At 53.3% G+C, this 21,857-nt stretch carries 18 protein-coding genes; all 18 read left to right on the forward strand.

Annotated features, from left to right (window positions below; all coding sequences use genetic code 11):
- The first annotated feature begins 96 nt into the window (after positions 1-96).
- The 18 genes from FF011L_RS15595 (at position 97) to FF011L_RS15685 (ending at position 21,853) form a co-directional block, all read left to right on the forward strand.
- Complete coding sequence (locus FF011L_RS15595) at positions 97-642, forward strand: rhodanese-like domain-containing protein (RefSeq protein ID WP_145352567.1); 546 nt, start codon at positions 97-99, stop codon at positions 640-642.
- Positions 630-1,454, forward strand: coding sequence for a sulfite exporter TauE/SafE family protein (locus tag FF011L_RS15600; protein WP_145352568.1), 825 nt, complete (start codon positions 630-632; stop codon positions 1,452-1,454). The genes FF011L_RS15595 and FF011L_RS15600 overlap by 13 nt, the downstream gene beginning before the upstream one ends.
- 37 nt (positions 1,455-1,491) lie before the next feature.
- Entirely contained in the window at positions 1,492-2,895 is a 1,404-nt protein-coding gene (locus tag FF011L_RS15605) for an MBL fold metallo-hydrolase (protein ID WP_145352569.1), read from the forward strand.
- Positions 2,896-3,061: 166 nt separating this feature from the next.
- Entirely contained in the window at positions 3,062-3,817 is a 756-nt protein-coding gene (locus tag FF011L_RS15610) for a DUF1641 domain-containing protein (protein WP_145352570.1), read from the forward strand.
- 5 nt (positions 3,818-3,822) lie between these two features.
- Positions 3,823-5,007, forward strand: coding sequence for an NAD(P)/FAD-dependent oxidoreductase (locus tag FF011L_RS15615; protein WP_145352571.1), 1,185 nt, complete (start codon positions 3,823-3,825; stop codon positions 5,005-5,007).
- 68 nt (positions 5,008-5,075) lie between these two features.
- Positions 5,076-6,137 carry a cytochrome-c peroxidase gene (locus FF011L_RS15620; protein ID WP_145352572.1) on the forward strand — a complete coding sequence of 354 codons (1,062 nt, stop codon included), beginning with the start codon at positions 5,076-5,078 and terminating at the stop codon, positions 6,135-6,137.
- 51 nt (positions 6,138-6,188) lie between these two features.
- On the forward strand, positions 6,189-6,659 hold the full coding sequence (locus FF011L_RS15625) for a bacterioferritin (RefSeq protein WP_145352573.1): 471 nt from the start codon (positions 6,189-6,191) through the stop codon (positions 6,657-6,659).
- A gap of 184 nt (positions 6,660-6,843) precedes the next feature.
- Entirely contained in the window at positions 6,844-8,502 is a 1,659-nt protein-coding gene (locus FF011L_RS15630; protein ID WP_145352574.1) for an FAD-dependent oxidoreductase, read from the forward strand.
- Positions 8,503-8,513: 11 nt separating this feature from the next.
- Positions 8,514-9,608, forward strand: coding sequence for a DsrE family protein (locus tag FF011L_RS15635; RefSeq protein ID WP_145352575.1), 1,095 nt, complete (start codon positions 8,514-8,516; stop codon positions 9,606-9,608).
- Positions 9,609-9,778: 170 nt separating this feature from the next.
- Positions 9,779-11,254 (forward strand): cytochrome ubiquinol oxidase subunit I, encoded by a 1,476-nt coding sequence (locus tag FF011L_RS15640; protein ID WP_145352576.1) that lies wholly within the window; start codon positions 9,779-9,781, stop codon positions 11,252-11,254.
- Positions 11,251-12,279, forward strand: coding sequence for a cytochrome d ubiquinol oxidase subunit II (cydB, locus tag FF011L_RS15645; RefSeq protein WP_145352577.1), 1,029 nt, complete (start codon positions 11,251-11,253; stop codon positions 12,277-12,279). Before FF011L_RS15640 ends, cydB begins: the two co-directional genes overlap by 4 nt.
- A gap of 195 nt (positions 12,280-12,474) precedes the next feature.
- A complete protein-coding gene (locus FF011L_RS15650) occupies positions 12,475-12,930 on the forward strand; it encodes a methyltransferase family protein (RefSeq protein ID WP_145352578.1) in 456 nt (151 codons plus the stop codon).
- A gap of 106 nt (positions 12,931-13,036) precedes the next feature.
- The gene (locus tag FF011L_RS15655; RefSeq protein WP_145352579.1) at positions 13,037-13,432 is read left to right on the forward strand and encodes a TspO/MBR family protein; all 396 of its coding nucleotides are present in this window, start codon (positions 13,037-13,039) and stop codon (positions 13,430-13,432) included.
- Between the two features lie 167 nt (positions 13,433-13,599).
- Positions 13,600-14,946: an SEC-C metal-binding domain-containing protein gene (locus FF011L_RS26375; protein ID WP_218932660.1), complete on the forward strand. Its 1,347-nt coding sequence runs from the start codon at positions 13,600-13,602 to the stop codon at positions 14,944-14,946.
- A 723-nt stretch (positions 14,947-15,669) separates the two neighbouring features.
- Positions 15,670-18,543 (forward strand): PSD1 and planctomycete cytochrome C domain-containing protein, encoded by a 2,874-nt coding sequence (locus FF011L_RS15670; RefSeq protein ID WP_145352580.1) that lies wholly within the window; start codon positions 15,670-15,672, stop codon positions 18,541-18,543.
- Positions 18,533-19,951, forward strand: coding sequence for a DUF1501 domain-containing protein (locus FF011L_RS15675; protein WP_246109439.1), 1,419 nt, complete (start codon positions 18,533-18,535; stop codon positions 19,949-19,951). The genes FF011L_RS15670 and FF011L_RS15675 overlap by 11 nt, the downstream gene beginning before the upstream one ends.
- A 135-nt stretch (positions 19,952-20,086) precedes the next feature.
- Positions 20,087-21,331: an RNA polymerase sigma factor gene (locus FF011L_RS15680; RefSeq protein WP_145352582.1), complete on the forward strand. Its 1,245-nt coding sequence runs from the start codon at positions 20,087-20,089 to the stop codon at positions 21,329-21,331.
- A gap of 120 nt (positions 21,332-21,451) precedes the next feature.
- Positions 21,452-21,853, forward strand: coding sequence for a YciI family protein (locus tag FF011L_RS15685; protein WP_145352583.1), 402 nt, complete (start codon positions 21,452-21,454; stop codon positions 21,851-21,853).
- Positions 21,854-21,857: the final 4 nt, after the last annotated feature.

Raw genomic sequence — 21,857 nt, forward strand, 5'->3', positions numbered from 1 at the left:
CCTTTCAATTTTTATTTAAACAAACGCATCGTCGCGTTGCGACATAACGAGTTATCGACTTTACGACGCTTACCTCAACCATAACGGAGTGATCCAATGCAAGAGATTGATGTGAAACAACTGGCCGGCAAGCAAAAAGGCGGCGATGTCGATTTGATCGACGTGCGGATGCCCACCGAATATCGCGAAGTTCATGCCGACGGGGCGAAAAATTTCCCGCTGGACGCACTTGATCCAAAAGCGATCGCGGGTTCACGAAATGGTCGTTCAGATCAACCGCTTTACCTGATTTGCAAAAGTGGGAACCGCTCCAGCAAAGCCGTTCAGAAGTTTTTGGACGCAGGTTTCGAAAACGTCGTCAACGTCCAAGGCGGAACGTCCGCCTGGGTCGAAGCCGGTCTGCCTGTCGTACGCGGCAAGAAATCGGTTTCATTGGAACGCCAAGTTCGAATCGCGGCTGGATTCTTGGCGTTGCTGGGCGCAGTCCTTGGCTTCTTTGTTCACCCCTACTTCGTCGGAATCTCGGCATTCGTCGGGGCAGGGCTGATGTTTGCCGGAATCACTGATACCTGCGCCATGGGAATGATGCTCGCCAAAATGCCTTGGAACAAGTGTTCGGACGGCGGGTCATGCTCGGTCTAGCGATCCTCTTCGGCTGCATCGTTGGCTTCGCACTGGGACTGACCGGTGGAGGTGGCGGCGTCTTCGCGGTGCCTCTACTGGTCTACGGACTGGCGATTGCCCCGCGTGAAGCGATCGGAATCTCGCTGGCATCGGTTGGCGGGACCGCACTCTTCGGGGCGATCCCACGATTGATTCGTGGCGAAGTGGAACTGCGGACCGGTCTGCTATTCGCCGTCGCCGGAATGGTGGGAGCCCCCGCGGGGGCTTACCTGTCGAAGTTAATCCCCGATCGAATCCTGTTGTCGCTGTTCGCGATGTTAATGTTGCTGGTCGCCTATCGCATGTGGTCAAAAACAAAAAACCCGGAAGTAGCGAGCGGTCTTTGTTTAACCGAAAACGCTCCGGGGGAGGATCGAAGCGCATGCCAACGAGACGCCGACGGAAAACTGCGTTTGACGTCCAAGTGTGCTCGCTTGCTGGTAGTCGTTGGGCTGATGACCGGCGTGTTATCGGGGATGTTCGGCGTTGGAGGCGGGTTTGTGATCGTTCCCGCGTTGGTGCTGTTCAGCGGAATGGCGATCCACCAAGCCGTAGGGACATCTCTGTTTGTAATCGTATTGGTCAGTATCAGTGGCGTCGCCTCTCACGTCGCCGCAGGCAATCCGCTTTCGTGGGAAATTACTGGTCAATTCATGATTGGTGGGTTTGCCGGAATGTGGCTTGGCGGTGTGGTCGCCAAGAAACTGAAAGGTCCAACTCTCCAGAGAACATTTTCCATCGCTGTCGTTTTAGTTGCGATGTTCGTTATCGCTAAATCCGTCATTCTGTAATCCAAATTTCATTTCAATTTCAAGAAGGAAACACACCATGTTGCTCAAATATTTTTACGATCAGAAACTCGCCCACGCTTCGTACATGGTCGGATGCCAGCGAGCCAAAGTCGCGGTTGTGGTCGATCCAGGCCGCGACGTCGAGCAATACTTACAGATGGCCGAACGGGAAGGTTTACAACTGGTCGCAGTCGCTGAAACGCATATCCATGCGGACTACGTTTCCGGAGCTCGAGAACTTGCCGACCGAGTCGGCGCAAAACTGTACGTCTCCGATGAAGGCCCCGCCGAGTGGAAGTACCTCTACTTGGACGACTACGACAGTCATCCAATGCACGACGGTGACCACTTCATGATCGGAAACATCCGCTTCGACGTGATGCATACGCCTGGTCATACGCCCGAAAGCATCTCCTTTGTCCTGACCGATGAAGGGGGCGGGGCTAACGAACCGATGGGAATTTTCACAGGCGACTTCGTCTTCGTCGGATCGATCGGACGCCCTGATTTGCTTGAGGAGGCTGCTGGGCTGCAGGGAACGGCGGAACCCGGAGCTCGCGATTTGTTTAAATCCGCCGAACGTTTCAAAACGTTGCCAGACTATCTGCAGGTCTGGCCAGCTCATGGGGCCGGCAGCGCTTGCGGAAAGGGATTGGGCGCAATTCCTTCATCGACCGTCGGTTACGAAAAACGCTTCAACCCCGCGCTGCAGTTCAGCGATGAAGATGCATTTGTTCGTTACATTTTGGCCGATCAACCCGAAGCCCCAAAGTACTTCGCGGTCATGAAACGAGTCAACAAAGAAGGCCCCGCGATCCTCGGAGCCGGTCATCATCACAAGATGCTAGAAGCTGGAGCAATCACCGAGGCGATAAAATCTGGCACGGTCGTCGATCTGACGCCTTCGCCCGAATTCGCCAAGGGACACGTCCCTGGCACCATCAATATTCCCCTGGGCATGCTTGCTGGATGGGCCGGATGGTTGGTTGATTACGATCGCCCAACCTACCTGATCTGCCAGCCCGAACAGTTAGAGGAAGCTGCCCGAGTCCTGCACAAGATCGGCGTTGAAGAAATCAAAGGCGGTTTTGACACAGACGAAATCCGAAAATCGGGTTTGGCAACCGAGGTATACGCAACGGGAACTCCGGCCGATCTCGCTCCGTCCATCAAAGCCGGCGATGTCAAGTTGCTCGACGTGCGGAGCAATGACGAATGGAATGAAGGTCACATTGAACAGGCCGAACACCGTTTCCTGGGACGCTTGCCTACCGTTCTTGATCAAATTCCCAGCGACGAAAAACTGGTCGTGCATTGCCGCAGTGGGGCAAGATCGGCGATCGGCGCCAGCGTCCTTCAAGCGGCCGGGTTCAAGAACGTCGTCAACCTAACGGGCGGCTACATGGCTTGGAAAGCGGAAGGACTTGAGAGCGTGAAATAAGAGGGAATCGCGTGAGCAAAGGATCACAGATTTCTCTTGCTCACGTCCCCTCACCCCGTGACGGTTGCCAAAGTCGTCACTCTTTGATTGCACGTCCCGCTGCTCGCAGCGGCTAGGCATTTTTTCCGTTTCGTCCGCATCCCCCTCACGACAAGCGAGCCTTCCCATGGAAACCACGTCCCAACGACCGCCGTTGGCTGATCGTCTAAGCGATCCGGCGACGGTCGAAGTCTTGCATCGCCTACTCGATCATGCCGAGTCGTTCGATCGCATGCTGTTGGTCGCGAAAGACCTTCCTAACTTGGTCGCGATTGCGGTCGATTTCTTCGACGCGATCAGTCGCAAGGCTTCCGAGGAAGGCATCGACATCGAGGAGCGGGCGACCGCCTTGGTACGCATCCTTGGTCAGATCACCCAGCCGGAAAACATGCGTGCGATGGAAGGCTTAGTTTCCCGTCTGCCACGAATGGAAGAGGGGAGTGCGATGCTGGACGAATTGCCGAATCTTTTCGCGACCGCGGTCGACGTGTTTGACGAATGGGCTGGCAAGCTAAAAGCGGAAGGCATTGAACTGGAACAGAGCGTGCGACAAGGTTTACACGCAGCTTTGTACTTGGGCAGCCAAGTCCGTAAAGAGGAACTCGACCGCATCGGTTTCTTGCTGAAATCCGACATCCTTGACGAGCACTCCGTGCAAACAGTCGGCATGGCCGGTTCGGCCCTCTCCAGTTGCAGGCGTGACACCTGCGAGCACGGTCCGGCGAAACGAGTTGGATTGTTTGGATTGCTAGGAGCGATTCGCGATCCAAACACACAGCGAGCGTTGTCATTTGGCCTTCAGTTCGCCAAATGTTTTGGAGGGGTGCTTGATGACAAGCAATCCCCATCTTCATCGAAACCATCTTCCTCTCAAAATGGGTGATCAAAATGGCTCATCATCAAATTGTTATTGTCGGCGGTGGGACGGCTGGTATTACCGTCGCGGCACGCCTACGGAACGCCGCTCCATCACTCGATGTGGCCATCATCGAACCATCCGAAAAACATTACTACCAGCCGCTTTGGACTTTGGTAGGAGGTGGTCTGTTTAAACCGGAAGAATCGGGCCGGGACGAAGCGGATGTCGTACCGTATGGCGTTAAATGGCTGAAGGATCGCGTGGAAACCTTCGACCCCAACAGCAACACCGTCACAACCGCCAGCGGTGAGAAGGTGACCTACGACTATCTGATCGTGGCACCCGGCATCCAAATCAACTGGGACAAAGTAAAAGGTCTGAAGGAATCCGTTGGCAAAGAAGGCGTGTGCAGCAACTACTCCATCAATACCGTCGCCAGCACATGGGAATTCATTCGCAACCTGAAGGAAGGGGTTGCGTTATTTACTCAACCTGCCGGTGCAGTGAAGTGCGGAGGAGCTCCTCAAAAGATTTGCTATTTGGCAGAGGATCACTTTCGACGCAGTGGAGTTCGAGACAAAATCGAAGTCATCTTCACCCTCGCTGGGCCACGTCTATTCGCGGTTGACAAATATCGCGAAGTGCTAGAAAAAGTCGCCCAACGGAAAGGCGTCGAACCTCGGTTTCGTCACAACTTGGTCGAAATCCGCTCAGCAAGCAAAGAAGCTATCTATCGTCACATGGATACCGACGAAGAAATCGTGATCAAATACGACATGATTCACGTCACTCCGCCGATGGGCGCCCCGGACTTTGTTTCAAGTAGTGAACTGGCGGGTGAAGGTGGTTGGGTGGATGTCGACAAACACACGTTGCAGCACACCCGATTCGCAAACGTCTACGCACTTGGCGACGCCTCCAGTTTACCCACCAGTAAAACGGGCGCCGCAATCCGCAAACAAGCTCCTGTGCTGGTCAGTAACCTATTGTCAAACATGAACCAAGAACCACAAGTCGCCAGCTACGACGGGTACACGTCATGCCCAGTGGTAACAGGTTACGACAGTCTGGTCTTGGCAGAATTCGACTACAGCGGTCAGCCAGCAGAAACATTCCCGTTCGACCAAGCCAAAGAACGGTTTAGTATGTTCCTATTGAAGAAATTCGGCCTTCCAGCAATGTACTGGCATGGAATGCTGCATGGTCGCGTCTAGACCCACTTTCTGTTAACCAACATGCCCCCCCTCCAACCAACACCTGAGAACGAAACCTAAGATCCATCATGAACTGCATTCCATTCGTAAAAGGCTGTTTCGCCGCTTTCCTGATCATCGGACCGACGCACCTGCTTGGTGATGACTGGGAACCGCTTCCCAAGAACGCGGCAATTCAAGGAGACAGCCCCGACAAGATTGAACTAGGAAAGAAACTTTTCTTCGATCCTAGACTCTCCGCTACCGGTACGGTCTCTTGCAATACGTGCCACAATTTAATGGAAGGTGGTGACGACGGTCGGCCGACGTCCATGGGTGTCGACGGATTGACCGGTCCCCGCAATGCACCGACGGTTTGGAATTCCGTATTTCAATCGTCCCAATTCTGGGATGGTCGAGCCGACACGCTGGAGGAACAAGCCAAGGGTCCGATGATCGCCGACGTAGAAATGGGAATGGGCGCCCATACTCAAGTGCTCACTCGCATCAAACAGATTCCGGCCTATGTCTTGGAATTCCAACAGGCGTTTGGAGAATCGGATTCGGTCACCATCGAAAATACCGTATCCGCAATTGCTGCGTTTGAACGAACTCTCATTACGCCCAACTCCAATTTCGACAAATTCCTGTCCGGCGATTCGAAAGCAATCAGCCCGATGGCAATCCAAGGTATGGAGCTATTCGATTCTCTTGGCTGTACGGAGTGCCATTCCGGACCAGCACTCAACGGCTGGACACCCGAAACCCGTACGGCCGAGTTCGCTGAATTCCCTCGCAACATGGAATCGCAATACCTGATTCGATACGATCTGTCGCGCGACAAGGGACGTTACGAAGCGACGGAAAAGGAAGAGGACGCGCAGCAGTTCAAGACACCGACGCTCCGAAACATTACGCTGACCGCTCCCTACATGCACAACGGCAACGTTCCTTCGCTGGAAGAAGCCTGCCGAGTAATGGCCGACACGCAGTTGGACATGGAATTGGACGATGAAGAGGTTGCGCAGTTGACTGCATTCTTCAAAGAACTGGAAGGCGAATTTCCAGAAATCGTGTTACCTCGGATTCCGTCACGTTCTGGCCGCTCAGTGATTAAACCTCACACAGACACTACAAAACAATCACTATAATTCACCTCTTCGATTTATCATTTCCCCCTTTCAAGAAAAGAGACACCGACGATGGCACATACAACGACAGTCCAGAACCTTCAGCGTGCGCTGTCGATGGAACTGACTGCTACGCACCAATATCAACTACATGCCTGCGTGCTGGACGAATGGGGTCTTGAAATCCTCGCTTCCAAGATGCGTGAGGAAATGCAAGAGGAACTGGGGCACAGCGAACGGTTCATGGTTCGCTGCCTGTTTCTAAATGCCGATCCCAAGGTAGCACTGGAAAAGCAACCGGTTCGTGCAACATCGCTCAAGCATATGTTCGAAATTGATCTGGCCGACGAAAAGGAAGCGATCGAGTTCTACACATCGGCGTCGTTCCAAGCGAATGAAGATCGAGACATCGGTTCACGGCAGCTATTTGAGCAAATCGCGTTGGATGAAGAAGAGCACATGAGCTGGTTAGAACTGCAACTGGATCTACTTGATCGGATGGGCGAGCCTGCCTTTATCGCGAAATACGTGACGGTTTCCTAAACCGCGCAGCGCGAACAGCGAAAAGCTAGACACTAAGTGTCTGGCTGTTCGCTGAGTTCAGCCGGTCATTCTGACGTTTCGTCCCATCAATATTTATTTTTTTGCTTCAACTGGTTTTCAAAATGCTGCCGCTGACGCCTCGCTTTGATGATTCAAATGGATTTACTCACAAAGGGAAACAGAGATGAAAATTGTAATCATCGGCGGCGTTGCCGGCGGCGCATCGGCAGCAGCAAGGGCAAGACGCCTAAACGAAAAAGCGGAAATCATCGTTTTCGAACGAGGCCTCCATCCGTCGTTTGCTAATTGTGGTTTACCCTATTACGTCGGCGGGAAAATCGAAGCTCGAGCAAAACTATTGGTCGCGCCGATTGAAATGCTTCGCGAACGACATCGACTGGATGTGCGTATCCGCAGTAACGTAACGTCCATCGACCGAGAAAATCAGTCGGTAACCGTTCAAAACCTAGACAGCGGGGAAAGCTACTCCGAATCCTATGACAAACTGGTCATCGCGACCGGAGCCTCCCCGTTTCGGCCGCCGATTCCAGGCATCGATGGTTCACGTCTCCTTGCGCTTCGTGATCTTCACGATGCGGATCGTTTGCATGATCTTGCCACTTCCAGCGCGACGCGGGCGGTTGTCGTCGGTGCGGGATTTGTCGGAATTGAAATAGCCGAAAACCTACAGCGTCGGGGTCTTCACGTTACCGTCGTGGAATTATGCGACCAGATCTTACCTCCCTGGGATCAAGAAATGATCCTGCCAGTCGACGCCCATCTGCGTAAACAGGGCGTCGATGTGCGTCTAGAGGAATCGGCCACCAGCTTCAGCGAAGATGAATCGGGCTTAACGGTGCAACTTCACTCAGGGAAATCGATTGAAGCGGACTTTGCGGTTGTCTGCATTGGAGTTCGACCTGAAAGCGCTCTGGCAAGCGAAGCTGGAATCGAGTGCGGGCCTCGCGGCGGGATTATCACCAACGAACACATGCAAACGAATGACTCCAACATTTACGCGGTTGGTGACGTCGCACAGGTTCGTTGTTTCATTTCCAACAATCCAACCCAAATCCCACTTGCTGGACCTGCCAACCGGCAAGGCCGCATCGCCGCAGACCATATGTCAGGTCGATCCTCGACATACCGTGGAACGCAGGGTAGCGCTATCGTTGGGATTTTTGACATGACCGCGGCGATGACCGGTCTGAGCGAAAAACAATTGCAACGAAGTGGTACCTCGTACGAAAAAATCTACATCCATCCGTCGGACCATGCTGGATACTATCCAGGCGCAGCGGGGATGACTCTGAAGTTAATCTTTGCCCCCGAATCCGGCATGATCTTGGGTGCCCAAGCGGTCGGTACCACGGGAGTTGATAAACGAATCGACGTCATTGCGATGGCCATTCAGGCAGGCATGACGGTCTACGATTTAGAAGAAGCCGAACTGTGCTATGCACCTCAATATGGGCATGCAAAAGACCCGGTTAATATGGCCGGTTTTGTGGCATCCGACGTCCTTCGTGGTGACCAACCGATTGTCCATATCGCGGACCTGCAATCGCGGCACAATGCGGGCGACCAATTAATCGATGTACGGACACCCCCTGAGTTTGCGGCCGGTCATATCCCCGGTTCGATTAGCATCCCGCTGGAATCCCTTCGAGGTCGACTGGATGAACTATCAACAAACCGTCCCATTACGACCTACTGCAAGGTTGGCCAGCGCGGTTACTTAGCCGCCAAACTGCTAAATCAATATGGATACCACGCATCGAATCTTTCGGGTGGTTACAAATTATGGTCGAACGTTTCGATCCGTCCTGACATATCTTCTTAAAAGGCAATACGATGAATCGTTCACGTTTTCCAGCGTTTGTCCTGATGCTAGTAATCTCGCTCCCAATGACGCTCAGTGCGCAGCAAGGGAATGGGCCGGGCTTCCACGGTGGTCGTGGTCCTGGTGGCGGACAAGGCCAAGGTAGAGGCCAAGGGGGCAGGGGAGCCCAACAAAATGCGCAGCATCAAGGGCAAGCGCATGGGCATGGGCATGACGATCGGCATGCCAAAGATCGCGAACTGTTTCAGTTCCTTTTGCAGAATCACGACAAGATCAAACGAAACGTCAAACAACTTCCCAACGGAGTGGAAACACTGACGGAATCGGACGTCCCCGAAATCGCTGCAAAAATCCAGGAACATGTCGAGTGGATGACACATCGCATTGAAAACGCGAATCCGATTCGGATGCGTGATCCGCTGTTCGCGGAAATATTCAAAAACACCAAAAAGATCCGAATGGTTCACGAGGACACCGAAAAAGGTGTTCGCGTCACCGAAACCTCAGACGATCCGTATGTCGCCAAACTGATTCAGGCTCACGCCAAAGTGGTCTCTGAGTTTGTCAAAAATGGATTCGCCGAAGCGATGAAGAATCACCCGGTCCCCAAGGACCAGCCAACCAAACCGCACCAGACCGCGCACCCTGTCATCCAAGGGCACGGCCCCGTCGTTCATCTTCCCGGCGCAGCACAGCAACCGAAAACGGGCACCAAAATCTTGGTCGACCTAACCCGCGGAAGCAATCCCAAACAACTGAATGCTGGTTTGGAGAAAGTTGCCAAGTATGTCAACATCTACGCCGGAGCAGGCGCGGATCCCGCCGACGTGAAGATTGCAGTCGTTTTCCATGGGGATGCGACGTTGGCGGTATTGAACCCCGACGCTTATTCCGAGGAATTCAACACAACTGAAAATCCTAATCTCGCGTTACTGCATGAACTACATGAATCGAACGTGGAACTGTACGTCTGCGGACAGTCGTTGATTTCCAAGGGCGCCGACCCAAAAGATGTCGCGGTGTTTGTTAAAACAGCAGTCTCCGCATTGACAACCGTGGTCAATCACCAAGCGGATGGGTATGCCTATGTGCCCCTTGGGAAATAGGGCACAGCAGGTTCGCTAAAGCTTGATCGAATGCTCGTCCGATTGAGCAGTCTCTTAATAATCTGCGGGGCAGAGGCGCCTTGGCAGATTGTCTCACCCAGTTGCTCTCGATCAAGAGGACATGCAACAATTGGGCACGCATGTAATCCTGCTTCAGGAGAGGGCCAAATTTGATGGACGTTGAAATACTCAGTCGGATACAGTTTGCGGGAACGATTATGTTCCACTACCTGTTTCCGCCACTCTCAATTGGACTAGGACTGCAACTATTCCTTTGCGAACTCGCGTTCTTTAGGACTCGCAATCCGGCCTGGGAGGCCGCAGCTCGATTTTGGACTCGAGTGTTTGCGGTCAACTTTGCGATGGGCGTATCCACCGGCATCGTGATGGAGTTCGAATTCGGCACGAACTGGGCGGTCTACTCGCGATTTGTTGGCGATGTATTTGGTTCAGCATTAGCGGCCGAGGGGATTTTTGCCTTCTTTTTAGAAAGCGGCTTTCTGGCGGTGCTGGTCTTCGGCTGGGATCGCGTTGGGCCCGGGATGCATCTATTTAGTACGCTGATGGTTTTTCTGGGGTCGATGTTTAGCGCGGTCTGGATTGTGGTCGCTAACAGTTGGCAGCAGACCCCCGCCGGCTACCACATTGTCTGGCACGACGTGCAAGGCGAAATGATGCCGCGAGCGGAGGTGACCGATTTCTGGGCGATGGTGTTCAACCCTTCCTCAGTCGATCGACTAACCCACACGCTGATCGGAGCCTTGGTTCTTGGTGCCTTTTTCGTGGCGTCGGTTTGCTCGTATTATCTACTCAAGAATCGGCATGAAGAGGTTGCTCGGCGATGTCTCTCGATTGCCCTGCCAACGGCCCTGCTATTCACGATCGCCGCGGCAATGACGGGGCACCACTCCGCTCAGCAGCTTGTGGATACCCAACCGGCTAAACTTGCCGCGATGGAGGCACACTTCAAGACCACCGAAGATCCAACCGGACTGTATCTGTTCGGATGGCCGGACACGAAAAACGAAAAAGTTCACTTCGGAGTCAAACTGCCCTACCTGCTTAGCTTGATGGTCTACAACGATCCGATGAAACCAGTCCCCGGGATGGACAAAATCCCCGATGACGAACGTCCTCCGATTTGGCTTCCTTTCCAAACTTTTCACCTAATGGTTGGTTTGGGAACGCTGATGATTGGCGTTTCCGGATTCGCTTGCCTTTCTTGGTACCGAAACACTTTCGGCAAACAACGTTGGCTTCTCTGGGCCATCGTATGCATGCCAGTCGCTGCGATGACGGCCAATCAAGCTGGATGGATTACCGCAGAAGTCGGCAGGCAACCCTGGATCGTTTATCCCTCGGTTCAAGACGGAGTCCAGATGATGGGATTGCGAACCGCCGACGGATTAAGCGAATCGGTGACCGCCGAACAAGTCCTTAGCAGCATCATCTTGTTCGGGATCATCTACTCGCTGTTATTCGCCGTCTGGGTGTTTGTGCTGAACAATAAGATCCAACATGGCCCGGAGAGCAGTGAAGAATTGACCGAGTACAAACGCAAGCGACATGCCCAAACGATGGCCGATAAATTCAGACAAAGCAGCGGCTCACATGGCGGCGATATGATGGAGGACGAAAACGTATGAGTTACGACCTACTTACCTTTATTTGGTTTGTGCTCCTGGGCGTGCTGCTTTGTGGTTACACGATCCTAGACGGTTTCGATCTGGGCGTCGGCATCCTTCATCCCTTCCTCGCCAAAGACGACCGCGAACGCCGCCTGGTGATGAATTCGATCGGTCCGTTGTGGGACGGAAACGAAGTATGGTTGGTTACATTTGGAGGTGCACTTTTTGCGGCTTTCCCGGTCGCCTATGCGACGGTTTTCAGCAGTTTTTACACGGCGTTTTATCTTCTGTTGACCTGTTTGATCGGTCGCGCCGTCAGTTTGGAATTCCGCTCCAAGGTGCATTCCAAACCCTGGCGAAAATTTTGGGATGTCGGTTTCTTCCTCTCCTCTTTCACCGCTGCATTCCTGCTGGGCGTCGCCGGGGGCAACACCATGGCTGGCATGGAACTGGGGCCGAAGTATCTCTACGAAGGGAATCTGCTAAGTCAAATCTATTGGTATCCATTGCTGGTCGGCTGCCTAACGGTCTCACTCTTTGCGTTGCACGGAGCCATCTACCTCTACTTGAAAACCGAAGACGAACTGCAAGCTCGCGTACGCCGAGCGATCACTCCACTTCTTTATGCGTTTGCAACGCTCTATATCATCGTAACGATTGCAACCTGGGCACATGTTCCGCACGCCACCGAGAATATCGCAGCCTATCCAATCCTCTGGATTGTCCCCGCGCTGAACGTGCTTGCGATTATGAACATTCCAAGGGCGATGCACTTGGGCAAACCAGCTTACGCGTTTTTTACATCTTCGATGGTGATCCTGGCATTGGCTTCCCTGTTCAGCGTCGCGGTTTTTCCTAATTTCATGCGGTCCACGATCGACCCCGCGTACAACGTCACACTAGAAAACGCAAGAAGTAGTGCCGGCACTTTAAAGACGATGCTGGTCATCGCCCTGATCGGAATGCCGTGTGTGATTAGTTACACCGTAATCATCTACTGGATCTTTCGCGGCAAGGTGAAACTAGATTCGAACAGTTATTGATCGAAACCAGAAACACCGTCCGGCAAATCCTGGTTGTCGCACGGATTCGCCGCCACAGAAGCAGGGTGGTGGCTACTCGCTGGCTGATCCGAAGCAGGGTGGTTTCTACTCGTCAACCAGCCTGTCGATTGATCGACAGCAGGCGACGTCGGTAAACTAAAACGATCTAGCTTCCCGAACACGAAGAGCCGCCGCATGTTTCTATGGTTACTGGTTGGGGCACAATTTGCATTGGCGGCCCTGCTTGTACTGACCACTTCCTGGATCCCTATACCTTGGGTTGCGATTCTGGTCGCCGCTCCGGGCATCTTATTGGCGGTAAGCGCTTCGTCGAAAATTGGGTTGCGGCGAGTCCGCATCCATCCGGCTGCAACCGAGTCGACGCAGCTGGTCACCAGTGGCCCCTACGGAGTCGTTCGCCACCCGATGTACACAGGGTTGTTGTGGTTCACGGCTGCTTTGTTATTAAGCGGATTCGCTTGGTGCAGACTTCTCAGCTGGCTTGGGTTGCTGTTGGTGCTTCGTATCAAAGCAGGCCACGAAGAGCATTTTCTAGAAGATTGTTTTCCCCGATACATCGATTATCGAAAAAACGTCGGCCAGCTCGTCCCCAAGCTTCACCGCCTTTTCCGCTCACAGGCCACAAAGTAGGCAACCTTTCCAGAATGCAAACATCCACTTGCTCCACGGCAACCGCTCACACGATACTAGAGACTCATAAGCATTCGGTTCGAACTCCAAACCTCAGATATCCTCCATGACTTGGCGAGACTGGTACGACGCGCTCCACAAACCAACATGGACCCCCGAACCATCGACGATCAGCCTAATCTGGCAGCTTATTTATCCGATCATTTTGGTCACGTTCGTGTTCGTTTTTTACAAAGCCGCACGCAAACAAATTCCCAGACCAATCGCGATTCCGTTCATCCTCAACTTGATCGCCAACATCGCCTTTACCCCGATCCTTTTCGGACTGCAGAATCTTCCCTTAGCCGCCCTCGACATCGCCATCGTCTGGCTAACCATTCTTTGGGCAATGAAAGCAATCTGGCCGCACTACCGCTGGGTCGCTCTAGCACAGATCCCCTACCTAATCTGGGTCACCATAGCAACCTTCCTCCAGTTCACCATCACCGCCACCAACTGGTAACACCGCATCTCCTTGTCTCCTTGTCTCCTTGTCTCCTTGTCTCCTTGTCTCCTTGTCTCCTTGTCTCCTTGTCTCCTTGTCTCCTTGTCTCCTTGTCTCCTTGTCTCCCAACTCCCAACTCCCAACTCCCAACTCCCAACTCCCAACTCCGTCTCGCCAACGCTTCAATGTATCTAACCGAAAAAGAAATCCTCGCCAGCCTCGACTATCCCAGCCTCTATGTTCGCGAAACGCTTCGCGAGTATTTCAATGGAAGGCTGACTCCGCCAATCGAATTAACCCATAAGTTAATCGCGTTGATCGACGACGAGGGCTGGAACGGAGTGTTTGGCTATCCCCAACAGATTATTTATTGCCAGCAAGACAAAACGTCTTTGGAGTGGTGTTTTGAGCAGATTGACCAGTGCATGCGTGTTCCCACGGACCCGAAAAAGGGAGTCAACGCGTTGCTATTTGCCTTGGTCGAATGGACCATCCGTGCTCCGCTCCAGCTGTTGGTTCCTTATGAAGATCGCATCGAATCCCACCACGCCTTTCAACAGATCTATTTCTCAGAAACCAATCCAACAGACACCTTAAAACGCCGCATCAAGCTTGAGTCGCTTACGGCGGAACAGGCATGGCCCCGAGTAGAGAAACTGTGCGACTTACTCGCCAATTCACCTTACTATCCTGAAAATTGCGATACGGACATAAATTTCTTGCTCGAATCACTCGCCGCCGATGGCGATAATTCTCGGGACAAACTGATAAACATCTTGCGAGACCCCAACGGCGACCACGATGGGGCTCATGGCTGGATGGTCAGTACGATGATGGCCTTAGCAGGAAGGATGCGATTCAATGATGCGGTCCCGCATATTCTGGACAGAATGCGACGTGACAAAGAATCGTATCGGCAACGGGGCGGTACCGCGATCACCAATATTGGAACACCTGATGCCCATCAAAAGGTCATCGAATTTTACTTAGGCCAACCCAGGAACGTTCGCATTTACCTGGAAAGCTCGCTTGAACACATTCACTATCCAGCAGCGGCAAAAAACTTGCTTCCTCTGTTAAAGTCCGTGAAAGACTCTGAATCAAAAGTTCAACTGGCCATTACGATGGTATCCCAGTTCGACGATATTGCGATCGAACCAGCGATCAAAGTTTACGCCGAAAATCCGCAAGATGGCGATCGACATGTAATCATCGACAAACTGAACGCGTTTGCCTATGTCGCAGAACTTGAATTTCCAGATCTGGTAACGGAACGACGCAATGCCGAATCGGTATGGATGATCCAACTAGCCAACATGCGTGACTTGAATGCAAAAAGATGTGCAGAGGGCATTCAACCTGACCAGATCGAAATTCACCACGTCGGTCCGGAAGGGGATCTACTCACGCAAGATTTTACTACCTCCGACACACCACGAATAACGAAGAGCGACCGTGTCGGCAGAAACGATCCCTGTCCATGTGGCAGCGGCCTGAAATACAAAAAATGCTGCATCAACAAGGCCATGTGATCCGAGATCCAAGCGGTCTCTTCCCCAGCAAATCGCCAGACGATTATCTAATTGTCGCCTTTCGCGCAGCAAAAGTAGGCCGGACCAAAGAGCGACAGCGATGCCGTTCCGGCAAACGCTCCCAACGTGGAGAACTCAGCAAGCACGAGTCTCGGGGGACGTGTGATTTATAAATGACGAAAGTCTGGCTCCCCTCGCCCCCAAGCGAGCTCTTTGTTGCGGAAGAAATCTCTGCTAGCTCATTGCGTGATCCCTGCCTCTTTGTTTGATTTAGCGGAGCTTGCTTGGGGGAGAAGGGGAAATTTCCAGCCGGCGATTTTTCCAGCGAAGACGCGCTTAATGCCTCGAATTGCAAGCGGTTATGCCACGCCTTTCCCAACGCTGTCGGCCCCTCTCCCCCAGCCCCTCTCCCCAAAAAGGCCTTTGAATCGTACTTAATTGAATTAGCTGACGAACCGTTGATCCAGTATCAAACCTGTTTTAAGCGAGCTTGTTTTGAGGGCGAGGGGAGCCGGAGTTTCTTCACTTATTCTTTTCACGCTCCCTCGAAAAGCGACATTTCCTTCCAACGACCGATTGTTGTGCCTGCGGAAATCACTGCCCGCGTTTTCGGCTATGATGAATACCGACATGAGTGGTGGATGCATGGACCTTGCTTGGCTTTGAGTTCGCGAAATTTTATGAATTGGGGATTCCGGTTTGACGAAAATTCGATTCAGGACAATGGGCAAACTTGATCGACTTGCCAGGCGATGCGTCGTCATTTGCCTGTTCGGTTTCAGTGTTTGTCTGTTGATTGGCTCCTTCTCGATCCCCGCGCATGCCGACGAACCTTCCGCGATCACTGATGAGAGCGAGATTCTTTTCGTACGCCGAATCGCACCTCTGTTTCGTGAAAAATGTTTGGGATGCCATGGTCAAGATCCCGAATTGATTGAAGGCAACCTTGATTTTCGCTCGATCCATCCATTGACCGCTGGCGGCGAAAGTGGCGAAGCGGGGATTGTTGTCGGCAATCCTGAGGAGAGCTCGATCTACTTGGCTTCGCTCCGCGGCGAAGAAGATTTCTCTGCGATGCCGCCCAAGGAAAGTGAAGCTCTCAGCGATCAGCAGCTCTCCTGGTTGAAACGGTGGATCGAAACGGGTGCCAAGTGGCCTACGGAGGAAACCGTAAAAGCGATCGAACAACAGTATGCTGAGGCTTGGTCCGCTGAAGATGGCGTGATCGTTGCAACGTCTGGCGGACTGGACGCGAACTGGACCAATCGCCGCTATGACCCGGCCGGCCTCTGGGCGTACCAACCGCTAAAGCATGCGGAGATTCCTCCAGGGCAGAAATCACCCATCGATCATTTTATCCTTGATACGATGCCCGACGGCCTTGCGGTCGCCCCCCGGGCCGACCGGAGGACTCTGATTCGCCGGGCCGCATTCGATTTGACCGGTTTGCCTCCAACACCTGAGCAGGTCGCAAATTTCTTAGACGATCCAGCCGACGATCAAGTGGCGTTTGCTGCTTTGGTTGACCGCTTACTCGATTCGCCTCATTACGGCGAACGTATGGCGCAGCACTGGCTTGATGTGACTCGCTACGCTGACTCTTCGGGCTTTGCCAACGACTATGAACGAGGCAACGCGTGGCGGTACCGCGATTATGTGATTCGTTCCTTCAACGATGACAAACCGTACAACGATTTCATCCGTGAACAGATTGCCGGCGATGAAATCACCCCCGATGATCCAGAAGGGATTATTGCCGCCGGATTCCTTCGCATGGGACCTTGGGAATTGACCGGGATGGAAGTCGCAAAAGTTGCACGCATGCGATTCCTGGACGACGTAACGAATAGCGTCGGTGAAACCTTTCTCGGTCAATCGCTGCAGTGCTGCCGTTGTCACGATCACAAATTCGATCCGATCCCCACACGTGACTACTACAGCGTCCAAGCAATCTTTGCGACCACTCAGTTGGCAGACCGACAAGCCAAGTTTACCAGCGACGAAAACATCGCGGGATTCGAGGAAAGAACCTACCTGGAAGCTCGCAGCAAAGGATACGAAAACGTACGCGAGCAAATGGACAAGGCGCTGCTAGAGAATGCTGAACAATGGTACGCAGCAGAGAATCGTGACATGGAACAATGGAAGGAGGCTGTCGCGAAAGCGAAACAAGGCAAAACGGCTCGTGGCGTTTTTGTTGCCGCTCGCAAATCACTGATGGCATCGGGCATCAAACAACAAGATCTACCGCCGATCAAAGTTGGATTCACTCCCCAGCAATTTGGACTGGAACGAGTCGCTAGAAAAGGGCTGGAGCGTCTGAAGTGGGAGTTCGACCGTTATCAACCGTTCGCACATTCCGTCTACAACGGTCACACCCCGTCCCTGAAGTCGGTGCCCAACCCTCTGCGACTGCCCAAAGACCGAACAAAAGGAGAACTAGAAACGCCGGTCATTCACACCGGCGGGGATCCGTTTGCTGAAGGAGAACCGGTTCAGCCAGGAGTACTAAGTGTCATCACAAACCAAGTTTCGACCGAAGTGCCCAAAACCATCTCAGGTCGTCGAACGGCGCTCGCCAACTGGATTGCCGACTCCGCCAATCCGCTTACAACGCGGGTGATCGTCAATCGAATCTGGCAATGGCACTTTGGGCAGGCGATTGCCGGCAACCCCAACAACTTTGGTTCGACCGGCAAGCGTCCGACGCATCCACTTTTGCTTGATTTCTTAGCCCAGCAGTTGATTGCTGGCGACTGGTCGATCAAATCCCTGCATCGTCAGATCATGAACTCGGACGCATACTGTCGCAGTTCACATCATCCTGACCGAAAGCAACTATCAAATCTGGATCCACAAAACGAATCCTACGCGGCTTTTATGCCTCGACGTCTAAGCGCCGAAGAACTCCGCGATGCGATGCTAAGCGTCAGTGTGCAACTGAATGACGCGATTGGTGGCATCCCTTGTCGTCCGATCATTAACGCCGAAGTCGCGTTGCAGCCACGTCAAGTCATGGGCACGTTTGCGGCTGCCTGGACACCAAACCCCAAGCCCGCCCAGCGCAACCGTCGTTCGATCTACGTATTAAAACTCCGCGGATTGGTCGATCCCAGCCTGGAAGTCTTTAACGCTCCCTCGCCTGATTTCTCCTGCGAACGCCGAGACACCTCCACGGTCACTCCGCAGGTCTTCACAATGTTTAACAGTCACAGCACGCATACGAGAGCCTTGGCGTTGGCAAAGGATGTCATGACCGACAACGCAGATCCATCCGAAGTGATTCGCCGTGTCTACTCGCGACTATTCAGTCGCGACGCGACCGACAGGGAGATCACGCGTTGCCTTGCCCACTGGAATCAAATTGAAACGATGCTGCCATCCGAAGCCCCAAATCGCGAACCGCCTCCCCGGCAGATCGTGCGTGAAGCGGTCGAAGAGAACACGGGCGAACGATTCACTTTCATCGAACGTTTACATGCTGTCGATGATTTCGAACCGGATGTCCAGCCAAGCGACGTCTCCCGTCGTACACGTGCTTTAGCGGATCTCTGTTTAGTGCTGCTTAATAGCAATGAGTTTGTTTATGTCTACTAATCGCCGAAATTTCCTGTACTCGATGGGGACATCTCTGGGCAGCGTCGCCCTGTCCGCAATGCTGGCGGACGAAGCGGCCGCGACATCGCCGTCCAACGCAGCGAAACCGACTGGTCCGATGGCACCCAAACAAGGTCATTTTCCAGCCAAGGCAAAGAACTGCATCTTTCTGATGATGGAAGGGGGGCCATCGCATATCGATACGTTCGATCCCAAACCATCGCTTGGCAAAATGCACCTGAAGGAGTTCACCCGCAAAGGCGAACAAAAATCGGCGATGGAAAGCGGCAAACGCTACTACGTGGAAAGTCCCTTCGGATTTACCAAACATGGCGAAAGTGGTGCCGACATGGCGGACAACTGGACGCACCTGGCATCGGTCGCCGATGACCTGTGCTTCTATCGCGGATGTCAAGTCGATAGCGTCAATCACCCGACAGCGATGTATCAGATGAACTGCGGTAATCGTTTTGGCGGCGATCCGGGATTGGGCGCATGGATCACCTACGGACTGGGAAGCGAGAATCAAAACCTGCCAGGATTTTTGGTGCTGCCTGAAGTGTCGTACCCGCAGGGGGGGGCCGCGAACTGGAGCAATGGTTACTTGCCAGCCTTCTACCAAGGAACGCCGCTACGCCCCAAAGGCTCCCCTATTCTGGACCTGCGGCCGCCGGCTGGTGTGACTTCAGAGAGGCAACGGGCGAACCTGGACTTTTTGAGTCAAATCAACGCCACCCACGCTGCGGAACACCCGGGACATGACGATCTGAACGCCCGGATCGAAAGTTATGAACTCGCTTTTCGTATGCAGACGGAAGTTCCCAATGCAATCGACCTGTCCGGTGAAGATTCACGCACGCTGGACATGTACGGTATCGATGGGAAGGCGACCGATTCTTTCGGTCGCAAATGTTTACTGGCTCGAAAGATGGTCGAAAAAGGCGTTCGCTTTATCCAGCTGTACAACGGGTCCTGGGACAGCCATGACTATATCGAAAGGGCACATGGCAATCTGGTTCGAGGCGTCGACCAACCGATCGCGGCGTTGATCAAAGATCTGAAACAACGAGGGCTTCTTGAAAGCACGCTCGTCGTCTGGTGCGGCGAGTTCGGTCGGACGCCAGACAACGGGGTACGAGGCGGAGTCGCCTATGGACGCGACCATAACCCCAATGCGATGACGATCTGGATGGCAGGCGGAGGTTGCAAAGCAGGCCACACGATCGGGGCAACGGATGAATTAGGCATGTCGGCTGTCGAAAACGTCCATCACGTCCGCGATTTCCATTGCACGCTGCTGCGGTTGTTAGGACTGGACGACAACAAACTGACCTATTACCACGCCGGCCGCTTTAAACAGCTCAGCCAGTTCGGCGGCAAAGTCATCGGAGAACTGATCGCCGGGTAGCACAAGTGCCTGCACTACGGGGATGGATCACATTGCAGGCTGGATAAAAATACAGGCTGGCAGCCTGCACTACGGGAGGTTTTGGCGAAGCGATCGTGGCTTGCCGTGTGCACCGGTTGCTGCGAAATTGAGGGGATGCCCCAGCCTATCCAACTACAAATCGACCAGATTTTCCGCGATGCGTCGCGGCAGGTTTTTGCCTCGTTGGCTCGTGGGTTTTGCGATCTTGACTTGGCTGAAGACGCTATGCAGGAGGCGTTCGCTACAGCGACCATTCAATGGCCCCACTCAGGCGTCCCCGATAATCCAATCGCTTGGCTGATAACCACCGGTCGTTTCAAAGCGGTAGATGTGATCCGTCGCCGCGAAAAACTAAAAGAAATCAGTGCCGAAGTTGCCAACCGGTTAAAGCAGGTCGCTCAGGTTAATGCGTCTCGCTCCGGCGCCCAGATTGAAGATGACCGATTGCGGTTGATCTTTACTTGTTGCCACCCGGCGATCGACTTAAAAATCCAAGTCCCTCTCACGCTGCGTGAAGTCTGTGGTCTGACTACCGATGAGATCGCTCGAGCGTTCCTGACAACCCCAGCGACGATGGCTCAGCGTATCGTTCGAGGCAAAGCAAAAATCCGCGATGCCGCGATTCCATTTGCCATTCCTGAGCTGGCAGACCTCCCCGATAGACTTGATTCAGTGCTATCGGTGATCTATTTGATCTTCAACGAAGGCTATTCCGCATCAAGCGGTGATTCGCTCACGCGAGCCGACCTGTCCAGCGAAGCCATCAGGCTCTGCCGGCTGTTACTCGAATTACTAGAAGACGCCGAAGTGATGGGCCTGCTCGCGCTGATGCTGCTTCATGAATCGCGCCGAGAGACTCGTCAGACCAGCGACGGCGACATCGTCCTCCTTGAAGATCAAGACCGTAGCCGCTGGGACCAAGACTTGATTACCGAAGGGCAACGTTTGATTGAACGTTCGCTCGCGTCTCGGCGATTCGGGTTTTACACGATCCAAGCGGCGATCTCCGCCGTCCATGCCGGTGCCGCGTCCCCTAACGAAACGGATTGGAATCAGATCGTCGCGTTATACAACGTGCTGCTACGGATCGAGCCATCCCCAGTAATCGAACTCAACCGAGCCGTCGCCGTCGCGATGCATGATGGACCCGAATCGGGGCTAAAGCTCATTGAAGCAATTCTCGACCGCGGTGAACTGCTTAACTATTCGCTTGCCCACGCCGCTCGTGGCGAACTGCTTCGGCGGATCGGTCGAACAACGGACGCAAGCGAAGCTCTCGAAACAGCGTTGACGATGACCCAGCAGGCATCCGAGAAACGTTTTCTCACGAAAAAGCTAGCGAAATTGCGATCTCTATAAGCCCCAAGCTCTTCGTCGCACAAGAATATTAAAAAAATCTCAAATCGCTGTCGATTTGATTCGTCGCCATTCGACTAGATAGCAGAACCTCAAAAAACACTGCAATCTCCGGAGATCAACATGAAGTTCATTTGCTTAGGCTATTCAGACCATGCCAAATTCGCAGAGATGTCCGAGGCCGAGATAGGAGCATTGATGGACGAGTGTTTTGCCTACGACGACGTGCTGCGGAGGGGCGGTCATTTCATTGGCGGAGAAGCTTTGCAGGCCGCCGAACAAGCGGTCACTCTGCGATATCGAAACGGAACCGCCGAGGCGACAGACGGCCCCTACGCGGAAACCAAAGAGCAGCTTGGGGGCCTCTTGATTCTCGAAGCCGACAACATGACACACGCCGTCGAACTGATGTCCAAGCATCCAGGCGTCAAAGCAGGTCCGTTCGAAATTCGCCCTGCAGACGAAACCATCAACGCGATGATCGAAGCACGCAATCAACAATCCAACAGTCAAAACCAACAATAGGAAA

The sequence above is a fragment of the Roseimaritima multifibrata genome (assembly GCF_007741495.1).
Classification (GTDB): domain Bacteria; phylum Planctomycetota; class Planctomycetia; order Pirellulales; family Pirellulaceae; genus Roseimaritima; species Roseimaritima multifibrata.